Genomic DNA, 14,020 nt, shown 5'->3' with positions numbered 1-14,020 from the left:
TCACACAATGCAACAAAGCAAATTGCTATGATGAATATAAAGTTAATGATAATAGAAGAGGGGAAAGAAGATGCATGACTTTTCAAAACCACCTCATGTGACGAGTCCTGAAGAAACTGCGAAAAAAAGAAGACTGCCAGTTTATATTTTAATTATTGTTGGGCTTTTTCTTCTTGCACTTATTGTCTATATGGTTGCTGACCACAACCAGACTCCTAAACAAGAAGGAGCATTTCAAAATGAGACCACACCACATGTAATTAAGGGTAGTTCTGATTTGAATTTAAAGACCTATACAGGGTAATAAGAGAATCAGTTTAACTTGATATCAAGCCTTTAGGTGTAAACCTGAAGGCTTTTTTGCAACCTTTTGCATCAATTTGTTGTATTTGTGCAGAAGTGTGTTGATTAGAAAATATTCAAAACATAATGTGAGATAGACCGCATTCATCGTCATTTTTTACAACGAATGGTGTTTCCTAGAGATAACACTGAAAAGAACATAACAATTGAGGACATAACAATATGAATGAATTTTTTGATGGGCCTCGCGGCGCTCAATTTGATGCGATGTATTACTGGGATCAGTTTCATCCTATCCTAGCTGCAGTAGTGATCTTATTGGTTGGTTGGATAATTGCTTTATTAGTAGCAGCAGGTGTGAAAAAGCTTCTACAAAAAGTAAATACCAATGCCAAACTATCTTCAGCTACTGGCAGAGCGCCAAATATTGAAGGTCTGATCTCCAAGGTTGTATTCTGGTTTATTCTGATTTTAGCTGTTGTTGCGGCTCTAAATGTGCTCAACATTAGTGGAGTGAGTGGCCCATTCAGCAACATGGTAAATCAGGTACTAGTCTACATTCCAAATATTATTGCTGCTGTGGTGGTGGGTTTTATTGGTTGGATCGTTGCTCGACTGGTGCGGGCAGGCATTACCAATGTTTTATCCAGAACCCAACTCGATGATAAGTTAAGCAGTGAAGTGGGTGTAGGTGGAATTAGCCAGAACATTGGTGAAATTCTTTACTGGCTTGTATTGTTACTTTTCCTTCCAATTGTTCTGTCAATATTAGGACTTACAGGCTTACTGATTCCAGTTCAAAATATGGTAAATGATGCCGTAGCTTTCTTACCGAATATCTTTATTGCTGGCGTTATCGTTTTTGTTGGTTATATCTTGGCAAAAATTGTACGTGGTATTGTTGAAGGTCTAGTAAATAGCTTAGGTGTTCAGGCTCAAGCGGAAAAAATTGGTCTTTTTAAAAGCTCTAATGTAGGCAAATTCTTAGGTTCATTTGTTTTTGCCATCATCATTATTACTACATTAATTGTAGCGTTCGAAGCGTTAGGTATTGAGACAATTTCTCAACCTGCGACAGCAATGCTAAATGAAATCTTGCAAGCAATTCCAAACATTATTGCGGCTGGTTTAATTTTACTGGTTGCTTATATTGTTTCTCGTTTTGTTGGCCGCTTAGTCGCTGAACTCATTGCAGGTACAGGTGTTGATGAAATTCCTGCAAAATTAGATGTACAACGCTTCTTAGGTCAAACTAAAGTTTCTAATGCAGTTGGCTGGCTAATTGTATTCTTTACTATGCTATTTGCAGTATCTGAAGCAGCGGACCGTCTTGGTTTCGATCAAATCAGTGGTCTCATTGCAATGTTTATCCATTTCGGTGCAAACATTCTATTGGGTGCTGTAATTTTAGTAATTGGTTTCTGGCTAGCGAATGTTGTAGCGAATGTGGTGCAACGTGGTGAATATAATAGTTCGCGTTGGTTAGCTAGTTTAGTTCGTGTTTTAATTATTGGTCTGGTACTTGCGCTTGGTTTAAGAGCGATGGGTATTGCAGATTCAATTGTTAACCTTGCATTTGGTTTGACTCTAGGCGCGGTTGCCGTGGCTTTCGCTCTTGCATTCGGTTTAGGTGGTCGCCAACCAGCAGAACGACTTTTAACTGATTTGCTTGATAAAGCGAAAAAAGAAGCGAATCAACCAAATCCTCTTTATCAACCGCCTTCTACTACGAGTAGTTCAGCTCCAGCTACAACTACGCCAACAACTCCACCATCAACAGCTCCATCTGATGCAAAACCAGCAGATTCTGTACAGGTGAATCCAGCACAACCGCCAGTGAATAAACCGTTTGGTTCTACAGGCGAAAATGATGAAATTTAAGGGAATTAAATTAAATTTCAGATAAACAGTACAAAAAATCTTTGATTTTTGTGATAAGTTCGACCACTCTATATTGAGTGGTCGTTCTTTTTTGGCCGTTATAAAAACAAATAAGTGAGGAAAATACGATGAAGAAACCAGGTCGTTTTTTAGCACCGATTGTCATTGCCGGAATTACGGTAGGGTTTTTAGCAAGTGCTTATAAATTTGTATTTAGTAAGTCGGAAAGCTCAAAACAGACTACTTCTCAGCCACAAGATTCATCGAACGCATCAAGTAGTTCGAAAAACTCAAATTAGCTTATACATATTGGGCAGCAGCATAGGCAGAAGACCATGCCCACTGGAAGTTGTAGCCCCCTAAATGTCCAGTGACATCGAGTACCTCGCCAACAAAAAACAGTCCTTTCTGCTTTTTACTCTCCATGGTCTTAGAAGATACTTCTGTTGTATCTATTCCACCTAAAGTAACTTCAGCGGTACGATATCCTTCTGTTCCAGACGGTTTAACTGCAAAGCCATGTAACTGCTCGGCAATATGGTCTAGCTGTGCATCACTGATATTGCCAATCGCTATTTCGCTCTGTTCTGGCCATATGAGTTGTTGTAACTCTTGAATAATACTTTTGGCAGTAAACTCATTAAGAAGGGTGCGTAATAAAACTTTTGGCTGTGCTTTCTTTTTATCTTTTAAATAAGTTGCTAAATTTTGGCTAGGGAAGAAGTCAATTTTAAAACTTTCTCCTGAATTCCAATAGTTTGAAAGCTGCAAAGAACTTGGCCCACTCAAGCCACGGTGGGTAAATAATAACGCTTCAGTAAAGCTATTTTTTGAGTTACTTAACGTCACATCCAAAGCATTACCACTTAAACGTGTGGTCACTTCTTTAATGTGATCTGAAAAAGTAAATGGAACTAAACCTGCACGAGTTGGAAAAACTTGATGGCCAAATTTTTGTGCTAGTTCATAGCCAAAACCGGAACCACCTAATGTGGGAATCGATAATCCCCCAGTGGCAATAACTAAAGAATCACAAGTGTAATGTCCTTGATTGGTGTTTAGTGAAAACCCACCTTGTTCTAAGGGTGTAATTTGGCCAACTTCGCAATGGGTTTGAATATCCACATTTTTGGTTTTATTACACTCGTTCACAAGCATTTCTAAAATTTCTTTAGCGCCGTTTAGCGTAAATAATTGCCCGTGTTTACGTTCTTCATAGGCAATTTTGTAGTCACATACCAAACCGATAAAGTCCCAGTTGCTATAGCGTGACAGGGCAGAAATAACGAAGTGCGGATTATGAGAAATATAGTTATCAGGTTCGACATACAGATTGGTAAAGTTACACTTACCGCCACCTGACATTAAAATCTTTTTACCAATTTTATTGGCTTTTTCTAAAATTAAAACCGAGCGCCCACGTTTAGCAGCATGTGCAGCCAGCATGAGTCCAGAAGCACCTGCACCTAAGACAATGACATCAACATGGCTGTTAGACATAAGAGGTTCTCGATTAATCTTGAAAATTAAAAAGGGGCATATACTATCATGCCGAGCCTTAGTCATGCTAAAGACATTTATCACGGTAGTGAACAATGCGACCTAAAAGCTAGTAAGTTATTGATGTGATTTATTTCTTATATCTGCCTGTAAACCACCAGAATGAATTGCCAGAATGCGAGTTCCTTCAGGGAAGTAGTTGTTTTTGATAAGGTCAAAAAGACCGAACATCATTTTTCCCGTATAGATCGGTTCAATGGGTACAGTATATTGTTCTTCGAAATTTTCTATAAATGCCAATAGCTCTGGCGAAGTTTTAGCGTAACCACCACAACAATAGGCATCTGTCAGCGACCAATTCTGTTTCTTAGTCCACTGCTGAATCTCTTGTTGTAGAAAGTCGCCTTTTAATGCTGAAAATCCTAGAACCTTTTGATGCGGTGCACTTCGTTCAATGAGCCCTGAAATCGTGCCTCCAGTTCCAACCGCACAGCAAATGACATCATAGTTTTGTAAATCGCTTTGACTGAGAATTTCCTGACCTCCTTGTACTGCTAGCTCATTAGAACCACCTTCAGGAATAATGAAAGTTTCAGGAAATTGATTATGTAATTGTTGAAGGTAGTTTGCGTCATCCCTCAAGCGATATTCAGTGCGCGAGACAAAATGTAAATGCATTCCTAAACTTTGAGCTTTTGCCAAGGTTGGGTTAAGAGGCTGGGTTGCTAATTCTTCACCACGAATAATGCCTACACTTTTAAAGCCGAAAAGATGAGCTGCATACGCAGTTGCGGCAATATGGTTTGAATAAGCCCCACCAAAAGTCAAAACGCCTGATAATGCTTGTTGTTTTGCGGCAAGCAGATTGTATTTTAGTTTGAAAAACTTATTACCCGAAATTTGAGGGTGAATTAAATCTAACCGCTTAATGTCGAGATGCAGGGGATAGGGTAATTGAATATATTGATAAGGAACTGATTGAGCAATGTGATCAAACATTAGAAATTGAGAAAATAATGATTGATCACATTGTAACTTTTTAAATAGAACTTTAAAAAGCTGTTTAAGAATTTGTATCGACAGAAGTAACCACTGACATGCCTGGGCGTAAATGCTCCATTCCTTCTTGATTTGGATCAATAGTAATGCGTACGGCAATTCGTTGAACAACTTTGGTAAAGTTACCTGTCGCATTGTCAGGTTTTAACACACTGAACTCGGAACCCGCAGCAGGTGAGATCTGCTCAACATGTCCTGTAAATTTTTTGTGTTTCATCGCATCGACTGTAAACCATGCTTTCTGACCTATTCGCATATTGGCAATTTGGGTTTCTTTGAAATTGGCAATCACCCAAGTTTGCTGTGGAATGAGATAGAGTAACTGTGAGCCTGCTGCTACATATTGCCCAACACGAGGGTTAACTTCACCAAGTTGGCCATCCATCGGAGCAACAATAACGCTATAGTCTTTGGTGGTTTGTGCTTGGTCTAACTGTGCTTTAGCACTTGAAACTTGTGCTTCTAAACCAGCTTCTGCAACTTGTGCTGTTTTAAGTGCTTCATTTGCAACTAGCACATTTGCCTCTGCCTGTTTAAGCGCTGCAAGATTATTTTCAGCATCTGCCGCGGCTTTATCTTGCTCAGATTTAGAAGCTGCGCCACTATTTCCTAGCTGTTGATATCGTCTAAGCTGGGCTAAAGAAAGTTCATATTGAGCTTTGGCTTGATCCACTTTAGCTTGTGCCGCCACAATGTCAGCTTGTTTTTGGGCAATGGATTGCGTTTGATTGGCTAAGGTATTTTTAGCTTGCTCAACACCAGAAGCTGCTTGCGTTACTTTTTGGTCGTAAGTGGTTGCATCAATATGCATGAGCACTTGACCTTTTTTGACATGATCAAAGTCTTTAACGACTACATCTTTAACGTAACCATTAATTTGTGAAGATAAAATCGTGGTTTTACCTTTGACATAACTATTGTCAGTTTGCTGAACACTCGTTGCAAATGGCCCGATTCTCCATGCCCATAAAATCACTAAAATACCGACAATAAGAACACCTAACATCCATAACAACGTTGAGCGTTTTGTCGGAATCAGTTTACTTGCAGGTGCAGGTGCAGGTGCAGGTGCAGGTGTTGGCTCGTTGGCGGGTGCCTGAGCTGGTGTTGGTTCCGGTTTGTTTTGATCATCTGACATATATCAATCTCAATTTCTATTTCATCAAATAGGAAAGCCATTAAGGACGGCTAATTCCTCTGCGTTGTAGATATTTACTACGCGCAATATTAAATCCACCCCATAAGAGTAGGGCGACGGCAAAAATACCGTTTAAAGCAATAACATCATTGTAGGCACGAACTTGGGCTTCACGAGTGACCACTTGATTAAGTGAGCGCATGGATTGAGCTGTTTGTAATGCTGGGTCAGTAGTGGTGATTGATGCACTGCGTTGATAGGTGGAGAGCCTTTGAGCGACTAGAGGGTCTGCTTGTTCTAAATCTTTAATAATCTCTGCCTGATAGTTTTGCGTACGATGTTGTTGATAGGTCGAGAAGAAAGAAGACCCAACAAGACCACCGAAAGTTTGGGTAGCAGAAAATAATACGATAAAGGTCACTACGTAAGATGGGCCTTTAGCAAGCGTTTGCGCAAAGCCAATCAGAAGTAATGGACCAATAAATAGACCACCAGCAAAACCGACTAAAAACTGACTTGCAAAGAAATTCACAGGTCGGACATCACTGGTTAGGTGATAATCTAGTCCACAGGCAACCAGAATGAGGAATTCTGCAAAAAGTAAGTGAAAGATAATTCGTTCGCGTGAAAAGGTAAGTGCACTAAAAAGTGTTCCGCTTAAAATCCCGACTAATATGACAACATAAAGTGGCACAAATTGGTCAGGACCCATTCCCATTGTTTTTAAGAAGTTAACAGCAGCGTAGCTTTGTTCAGACATTAAAAGTCGGATAGCAAAAGCACCAAAAATGAAACGTAAGGTCGAAGCAGTACCTAGCCAGCGTGTCATAATTAAGGGATTGGCACGATAGTGTTCGTAGAGTAAACCTAAAACGACTAAGCTAAAACCTGCAATTAAGACGTAAGCAAGCCATTCACTATTAAACCACCATAAAATTGGGCCTTGCGTGAGCACAATACACAAGCAGGCAAAGCCAGGAGCCAATAAGGCAAAGGTAAAGAAATCTTGCTTCTCAAAAACATAGATTCTTAAACTACGTGGTAATTTCAATGAAACCACCATGGCTAAGCAACAAAGTGCTAAACCAAGCTCAAAGGTGTAAAGAACAGACCAACTGTCTGTACTGACAAGAAATGGAGAAATAATCCAAGCTAACGGTACGCCAAGTTGCTGAAAGCCGAAGGCGATATAGATTCCTTTTGCCATGTCTGCTTTCTTGAAGGCTTGCATGGTGTAATACATACCTAATGAGCTTAATGGTGCTCCCGCTAAACCTGCCACAACCCGTGCGAATAGTGCCATTTCATAGGTGTGTACAAAAATATGCAATACAAGCACGGCAATAAAAATGACAAGGCCTATTTCTGAAAATACTCTTAAGCCATATTGTTGTCTGGCTTTAAATAAAATCAGGTTTGAACTGACATTTGCCATGACATATGCCGCAGGCAGCCAAGCAGCTTCGGAAGGCGTCAGGCCATATTCACCTTGAATTAAAGGTAAGTTTGCTGTAATAAAACCATTACTTAAGCTTGCCGAAAGGGCGATAAATAAACCAATAAAAAAGTAAATAAATCGCTTAGGTACAGAATGCGCAATAGCTGCTGGTGAACCAGGTAGAGTCGGTTGCTCTTCTGGTGTCCAGTCGGGTGGTGTTTCTAAATAACGAGGCGTTTTACTCATTCTATCCCTCGAATTTTTTGTATTTGAATACCGTGAAATAGTAATTCAATTGCTCGTTTTGCTAAGCGAGTCTGTTCTTCTGGCTCATGTCCTTGAAATGAAGAACCCAACATCGCAGTGACCATTGCATAGTCATTGGCAGTGAAATCAGCTCGGCACAGTTTTTGTTGTATCGCATTTTCAATCAGTGGGTTAAGTGCATTATTTCGCCGTTCATAAATTTTTAACATAATTGGGTCTTGTCGATCAATTACTCTCCAAAAATCTTGCAAAATTGCGAGCTTGGGAAGTTGCCCAATATGTCCTTCAATTAAACGAAATAAACCGTCCTCGAATTGTTGAAAATGAGCTGCTTTTTGCTCTAGCTGTGTAATCGCACGCTCTAAAAGCGAGCTAATTAAAGCCTTGCGATCACAAAAGTTGCGGTAAAAAGTTGCTCTGCCGACCCCAGCGTGGTCAATTACAACTTGTAAGGGAACATTAATGCCATGAATACGAAAACATTCTTCGGCTGCATTGAGTAATTCATCCCGATTGTGGGCAGCAATTTTTTGACGTTTACTCATGTCATCGATTGGGGAGTTTCAAAGGTGATATATTTAACGGACATTTTTGTCCGTTGTGAAGATATAAATTGTAAAAACATGAAAATTCAATTTTCATCATTTATATCTTCTGCATTTTTATATGCGTCATAAAAAGCTGTTAGAATACCGCGCAATTGCGTGATGCTAGGTCAATACAATGTTTGAGTCCCTTATTCCTCTTTTTTCAATTGCTATGGCATTGATGCTTGGAGCAATAAGCCCTGGGCCAAGCTTTATTTATGTAGCGCAAAATTCAATTTCTAAATCACGTAAACATGGCTTGTTTACAGCGTTAGGAACAGGAACGGGCGCAGCTCTGTTTGGCCTATTAGCTGTTATGGGATTGCAAGCAGTTTTACTGGCAGTACCTTCTGCATATTTAATTTTAAAAATTGGTGGTGGACTGTATTTGCTTTGGCTGGCTTTTAAAATTATTAAACATGCCAAAGAACCAATTGCTATGGAAAATGATGGCAAATCAAAAATGACCTATAAACAGGCATATCGTTATGGTTTGATTACGCAATTAAGTAATCCGAAAATTGCAGTCGTGCTAGCGAGTGTATTTACTGCTTTGTTGCCCAAAGAAATCCCAAATTATTACTACGTCGCATTACCAGTGATTTGTTTTATGATTGATGCGGGTTGGTATTCATGTGTGGCAATGCTGTTATCTTCAGAGAAGCCTAGAACAATGTACTTAAAAGCAAAAACTGGCGTTGACCGAGTAGCTGGAAGTATTGTGAGTGTATTAGGCTTAAAGTTAATTTTCTTCAAATGATAAGTCTTTAATTAAAATATCTAAAAAATCCAAAGCCAGCTATTTATAGTCTGGCTTTATTTTTGCGTAAAATATATACAAATTGAAATATCTTTTTTAGCACTTAAACACTTTAAAAGTGGTAACTTAATAAATAAAACAAAAAGAAATGAGGATCACGTTATGAAAAAACTAATGGTGAGCATTTCTGTAGTTTTTCTCATCTTAACTACAGGATGTGAGATGAGAACAATGAGCAAGCAACAGCCAGCAAATGAGCGGACCATGAGTATTGTGGGTACTCCGGTTCATGAAAAGGATTATAAAATTTCCGATATACAAGTGAATAATCATGAGCAAGCTAACTATTAAGTTACTTGCTGGATGTGCAACTTACTGTATTTTGAATATGGTAAATGCATGTGAGCCTGCTTCTTTAGATTGTAAGCTTTTTCAGGAAAAATATGATTTAAATCATGATGGCATGTATAGCCTAAAAGAATTTCAACGCGTTGAAGATTTCTATCCTTACAACTGGCCGAGCGATAAACGTTTTCAAGGTGAAAACAAGCAAACAGAGCTATTTCATTATCTAGATGAAAATAAAAATGGTTATTTAACAAATGAGGAGTTAGGAAACATACATGTTTTATTTAATAACCCTTGTGAAGGGTGGCCGTGGTCATAATTTGAGAGCATTGGCTTCCTAAAGTTATTTAATACTTTGATTTACTCAGTTTTGATATTCCTAAAATAAAAAAGCTTCCAATTCAGGAAGCTTTTTTATTAAGACAGATTAAGAAACTTTATCGCCTGGTTTCGCGCCTGTATCTGGAGAAATAATGAAAATACCTTCACCATTTCCAGCAGCAAGTACCATTCCGTTTGAAATACCAAAACGCATTTTACGTGGTGCAAGGTTAGCCACCATGACGACCAATTTACCTTTTAAATCTTCTGGTGCATATTGGCTACGAATACCACTAAATACATTGCGTGGTTCAGTTTCACCAACGTCTAACGTCAGTTGAAGTAACTTATCTGAACCTTCAACTGTACCTGCTTCAATGACCTGAGCAACACGCAAGTCAACTTTTAAGAAGTCTTCGATACCGATAATCTCAGCTTCTCCCACTGCTGGAGCAGGGGCTGCTTTTTTCTCGGCAGCTTTGTCCTTTTTCGCTGTTGCTTTAGTTGCTTCTGGAGCAGGAGTACCTAAAGACTCTTTAGATGCATCCACCATTGCGGTAACAGCTTTTGGATCAACACGCTGCATGAGAGGTTGGAACTGTGCAATCTCGTGACTTACAAGAATTTGTTTACGTGATTCGAAATTAAAGCTTTCAAGTTTTAAGAAACCTTGAACTTGCTCAGCCAAAGTTGGAAGAACAGGCGCTAAGTACACTGCTAATTGACGGAATAAGTTGATACCAACCGAGCATACATCAAGAACCTGTTGCTCTTGACCTTCTTGTTTAGCAAGGGCCCAAGGTTTTTTCTCGTCAATATATTGGTTTGCACGATCAGCTAGCGCCATGATTTCACGAATAGCTAGTGAGAATTCACGTGCTTCATATGCACTAGCGATTGAATCACCTGCATCAATAAAGCTTTGTACCAATTCAGGTTCTGCACATTCAGCAGACAAAGTATTGTTAAAGCTACTGTTGATAAATTTAGCGCAACGACTAGCAATGTTGACTACTTTACCGACTAAGTCAGAATTTACTTTTTGAATAAAATCATCAAGATTTAAATCAGAGTCTTCAACTTTATCTGAAAGTTTAGAAGCAAAGTAGTAACGTAAATATTCTGGGTTTAAATGCTGTAAATAAGTCTCTGCTTTAATAAAAGTACCGCGAGACTTAGACATTTTTTGTCCGTTCACAGTCAAGAAACCATTTACAAACAGACCAGTTGGAGTGCGATAGTTTGCACCATCCAACATTGCAGGCCAGAACAAAGCATGGAAATAAACAATATCTTTACCAATGAAATGGTAAACGTCGTTTTGGCTGTCTTTTTTCCAGAAATCATCAAAGTTTAAATCTGGACGTTTCGCTTTGATGTAGTTTTCAAAACTAGACATATAACCAATTGGTGCATCAACCCAAACATAGAAATATTTATTTGGTGCATCTGGAATTTCAAAACCAAAATATGGCGCGTCACGAGAAATATCCCAATCTGCTAAACCTGCTTCAAACCATTCATCGAGTTTGTTTGCAATCGAAACAGGTAAGCGACCTTCATCACGGGTCCATTTCTGTAAATATTCAGCAAAGTTCGGTAGTTTAAAGAAATAGTGATCTGAAGATTTTTCAACTGGTGTTGCACCACTTAAAGTCGAGCGCGGGTTAAGTAACTCCGTTGCATTATAAGTTGTACCGCAAACTTCACATGAGTCGCCGTATTGATCTTCAGACTTACATTTCGGGCATGTACCTTTAATGAAGCGGTCAGATAAGAACATGCCTTTTTCTGGATCAAATAATTGAGTTACAGGACGAACTGCAATATTTCCAGCTTCACGGTTTTTAATATAAATATCTGTTGAACGTGCTTTATTGGCATCGCTATGAGTTGAATCATAGTGATCGAAATGTACACCGAAGCCATCAAAATCACGAATATGTTCTTTCTGAACGTTCGCAATTTGCTCCTCAGGGCTAATACCGTTTGCCTCAGCACGTAGCATGATGGCAGTACCATGAGCATCATCCGCACATACATAAGTCACATCATGACCCATTGCCCGCATGGCACGAACCCAGATATCTGCCTGGATGTAACCGAGTAAATGACCCATATGAATTGGACCATTAGCGTAAGGAAGGGCATTAGTGACTAAAATTTTACGCACGGATTTCATTCTCTCATTCGTATTTATAAGGTGGAAGATTTTAACTGATGAAGGAGGAAAAACAAAGCAACGCTTTGTCCGACTGCAAGACGAGAGCTAAGCTTGAGTGGTGGGATAAGCAAAGGTTAATAATCTTTGTCCAAGCGCAAGGCGAGAGCTGTTCTTGAGTGGAGGGATAATATCTTTGTTGGGCAACAATGAGTATTCGTAAAAATCGGGTTTTAATTGCGAAGTTATTTCTCTTTAGAACAGATAAACAAATCGAAAAATATTTGAATCTTCCTGTATTGTCTTTGTTTCAAATTGCAGTTACGGTCAGAAAACAAGCCATAACGATGTATAACTAATAACTTATTCAGGTAATTTTTTAATTAACTACGAGGATAACAACGATGACTACTGAAAATAAATTAGATGATTTAAAGGAAAATGTAAAAGAAAAACAAGCTGCTGGTAAAGAAGCAGTTGAAAATACAGTAAACGAATTAAAGGCAAAAGCGGCAGATGCAAAAGCTCAAGGCGAAAAAGCTTTGGATGATTTAAAGGAAAATGTAAAAGAGAAGCAAGCGGCTGGTAAAGAAGCGGTTGAAGATAAAGCAAGTAATTTGAAAGGCAAACTTGAAGATGCTCAGCACACTCTGCAAGACAAGTTCGATCATTTACGTACTGAGGCAAGCCATAAACTTGATGATGCTAAAGCTAAGGCAGCAGAGCTAAAAGATGAGGCTGCAACAAAATTTGATGAGTTAAAAACTCAAGCAACAGCAAAATTTGACGAGTTAAAGAAAACAGCAACTGATAAGTTAAATAAATTGAAAAACCATGATTCTGCTGAATAAGCTGATCTAAACTAAAATCTGCACTCCTCACCTAAAAGATGAGATTGTAAGTGAGTAATTATTCATCCCAAGGTGAGCGAGTGCGGACCAATACTGTTACACTATCTCCATTAAGCTGTAATGATCTGTTTTTGGAGTAAACAATATGTCTTGGCTTTCTTCACTAAAGTCTGTTTTTTCACCCGCACAAGAAGTGAAAGAAGATGAAATCCAAACCGTACTCCAAAATTATTTACTACCCCATTCAAAAGATGCTTTAAAAGATCGCATTAGTCAGCTCCAAGTTCAGGGTCGTGTATTACAACTTACAATTAATACATTTCCTGATGAAAAAGAGCACTTGCAGCAAATTCATGATGATTTGGCTGGGGCTTTGGAAAAGTGTGGTATTGAAGAATTAAACCTACATGTGGTGCAACAGAAGCGCCCTACACAAGAAAGTTCAAACTTACCTCCTGTACTAGATGCTTCACCTAAATCAGAACCAGATCCGAATAATCCCCCTATTCAAAAAGCTGCTCCACAACAAAGAGATGTTCCACTTCATCCACGCATTAAGCATGTTATTTTAGTTTCATCTGGTAAGGGCGGCGTTGGTAAATCGACAACTACGGTCAATTTAGCGCTCGCTTTGCAAAAAATGGGACTTAAGGTTGGGGTTTTGGATGCCGATATCTATGGCCCAAGTATTCCGACAATGCTAGGCAATGCAGGCAAAACACCTCTTATTGAAAGTGAAAACTTCGTGCCTTTAGATGCCTATGGAATGGCAGTGTTATCGATTGGACATTTAACTGGTGATAACAACACACCTGTCGCGTGGCGTGGACCAAAGGCAACAGGTGCTTTAATGCAATTGTTTAATCAAACGCTTTGGCCTGATCTAGATGTGCTCATGATTGATATGCCACCGGGTACTGGTGATATTCAACTTACGCTTGCACAGCGTATTCCAGTGACTGGTTCAATCATTGTGACTACACCACAAAATGTTGCCTTACTGGATGCTACAAAAGGTATTGAGTTGTTTAATAAGGTTGGCATTCCAGTATTAGGTGTCGTTGAGAACATGTCGACCCATATTTGCTCTAACTGTGGTCATGAAGAACAAATTTTTGGTATTGGTGGTGGTGATAAGCTCTCTGAACAGTACCACATTCCATTGTTAGGTCGTTTACCTTTAAACGCTCAGATCCGTGAGCATGCCGATCAGGGTAAACCAAGTGTTGTAGCAATGGATGATGCGGCTGATAGTTATATTGATATTGCTAAAGTTATGTGGGAACAAATTGAAAAAATTCCTCAACGTACACGTGATGACAAGCGGATTTTTTAACTTATTAAAGCCCGACTTTAAGTCGGGCTTTTTATTGTCTGGTTAAAATAAAAAATTAAATTACTGAATT

14 protein-coding genes are annotated in these 14,020 nt (G+C 39.0%); 8 read left to right on the top strand and 6 right to left on the bottom strand.

Features of this window, described 5'->3' with window-relative positions:
- Positions 1-70: 70 nt before the first annotated feature.
- The 3 genes from ODQ17_RS08995 (at position 71) to ODQ17_RS08985 (ending at position 2,483) form a co-directional block, all read left to right on the top strand.
- Positions 71-304, top strand: a complete 234-nt coding sequence (locus tag ODQ17_RS08995) for a hypothetical protein (RefSeq protein WP_005302983.1) — start codon at positions 71-73, stop codon at positions 302-304.
- Positions 305-525: 221 nt separating this feature from the next.
- Positions 526-2,184 carry a mechanosensitive ion channel gene (locus ODQ17_RS08990; RefSeq protein WP_322903032.1) on the top strand — a complete coding sequence of 553 codons (1,659 nt, stop codon included), beginning with the start codon at positions 526-528 and terminating at the stop codon, positions 2,182-2,184.
- 128 nt (positions 2,185-2,312) lie between these two features.
- On the top strand, positions 2,313-2,483 hold the full coding sequence (locus ODQ17_RS08985) for a hypothetical protein (RefSeq protein WP_004794296.1): 171 nt from the start codon (positions 2,313-2,315) through the stop codon (positions 2,481-2,483).
- A gap of 1 nt (position 2,484) precedes the next feature.
- Here the strand turns inward: ODQ17_RS08985 and ODQ17_RS08980 are convergent, their stop codons facing one another.
- The 5 genes from ODQ17_RS08980 to ODQ17_RS08960 all read right to left on the bottom strand — a co-directional run bounded on the left by ODQ17_RS08980 (position 2,485) and on the right by ODQ17_RS08960 (position 8,131).
- Positions 2,485-3,684, bottom strand: a complete 1,200-nt coding sequence (locus tag ODQ17_RS08980; protein ID WP_199943853.1) for an NAD(P)/FAD-dependent oxidoreductase — start codon at positions 3,682-3,684, stop codon at positions 2,485-2,487.
- 117 nt (positions 3,685-3,801) lie between these two features.
- A complete protein-coding gene (locus ODQ17_RS08975) occupies positions 3,802-4,683 on the bottom strand; it encodes a 1-aminocyclopropane-1-carboxylate deaminase/D-cysteine desulfhydrase (RefSeq protein WP_322903028.1) in 882 nt (293 codons plus the stop codon).
- 64 nt (positions 4,684-4,747) lie between these two features.
- Positions 4,748-5,881, bottom strand: coding sequence for an HlyD family secretion protein (locus tag ODQ17_RS08970; RefSeq protein WP_144735470.1), 1,134 nt, complete (start codon positions 5,879-5,881; stop codon positions 4,748-4,750).
- A gap of 40 nt (positions 5,882-5,921) precedes the next feature.
- Complete coding sequence (locus ODQ17_RS08965) at positions 5,922-7,565, bottom strand: MFS transporter (RefSeq protein WP_282496055.1); 1,644 nt, start codon at positions 7,563-7,565, stop codon at positions 5,922-5,924.
- On the bottom strand, positions 7,562-8,131 hold the full coding sequence (locus tag ODQ17_RS08960; protein WP_322903024.1) for a TetR/AcrR family transcriptional regulator: 570 nt from the start codon (positions 8,129-8,131) through the stop codon (positions 7,562-7,564). The genes ODQ17_RS08965 and ODQ17_RS08960 overlap by 4 nt, the downstream gene beginning before the upstream one ends.
- Before the next feature lie 178 nt (positions 8,132-8,309).
- Here ODQ17_RS08960 and ODQ17_RS08955 point away from each other — a divergent pair, with 178 nt between their 5' ends.
- From ODQ17_RS08955 to ODQ17_RS08945, 3 genes are all read left to right on the top strand, one after another.
- Positions 8,310-8,933, top strand: a complete 624-nt coding sequence (locus ODQ17_RS08955) for a LysE family translocator (protein ID WP_013198835.1) — start codon at positions 8,310-8,312, stop codon at positions 8,931-8,933.
- A 162-nt stretch (positions 8,934-9,095) separates the two neighbouring features.
- Positions 9,096-9,284 (top strand): NF038215 family lipoprotein, encoded by a 189-nt coding sequence (locus tag ODQ17_RS08950; protein WP_005302999.1) that lies wholly within the window; start codon positions 9,096-9,098, stop codon positions 9,282-9,284.
- Positions 9,265-9,600, top strand: coding sequence for a calcium-binding protein (locus ODQ17_RS08945; RefSeq protein WP_322903021.1), 336 nt, complete (start codon positions 9,265-9,267; stop codon positions 9,598-9,600). Before ODQ17_RS08950 ends, ODQ17_RS08945 begins: the two co-directional genes overlap by 20 nt.
- A gap of 108 nt (positions 9,601-9,708) precedes the next feature.
- On the opposite strand, the gene metG is transcribed toward ODQ17_RS08945, so the two are convergent.
- On the bottom strand, positions 9,709-11,775 hold the full coding sequence (metG, locus tag ODQ17_RS08940; RefSeq protein ID WP_322903172.1) for a methionine--tRNA ligase: 2,067 nt from the start codon (positions 11,773-11,775) through the stop codon (positions 9,709-9,711).
- Positions 11,776-12,167: 392 nt separating this feature from the next.
- Here metG and ODQ17_RS08935 point away from each other — a divergent pair, with 392 nt between their 5' ends.
- A complete protein-coding gene (locus ODQ17_RS08935) occupies positions 12,168-12,614 on the top strand; it encodes a hypothetical protein (protein WP_322903019.1) in 447 nt (148 codons plus the stop codon).
- A 145-nt stretch (positions 12,615-12,759) separates the two neighbouring features.
- Positions 12,760-13,950 carry an iron-sulfur cluster carrier protein ApbC gene (gene apbC, locus ODQ17_RS08930; RefSeq protein ID WP_005303005.1) on the top strand — a complete coding sequence of 397 codons (1,191 nt, stop codon included), beginning with the start codon at positions 12,760-12,762 and terminating at the stop codon, positions 13,948-13,950.
- Positions 13,951-14,020: the final 70 nt, after the last annotated feature.

It is taken from the genome of Acinetobacter sp. IRS14 (assembly GCF_034650275.1).
In the GTDB taxonomy this organism is placed as follows: domain Bacteria; phylum Pseudomonadota; class Gammaproteobacteria; order Pseudomonadales; family Moraxellaceae; genus Acinetobacter; species Acinetobacter oleivorans.
This window is presented reverse-complemented; position numbering and strand designations above follow the sequence as displayed.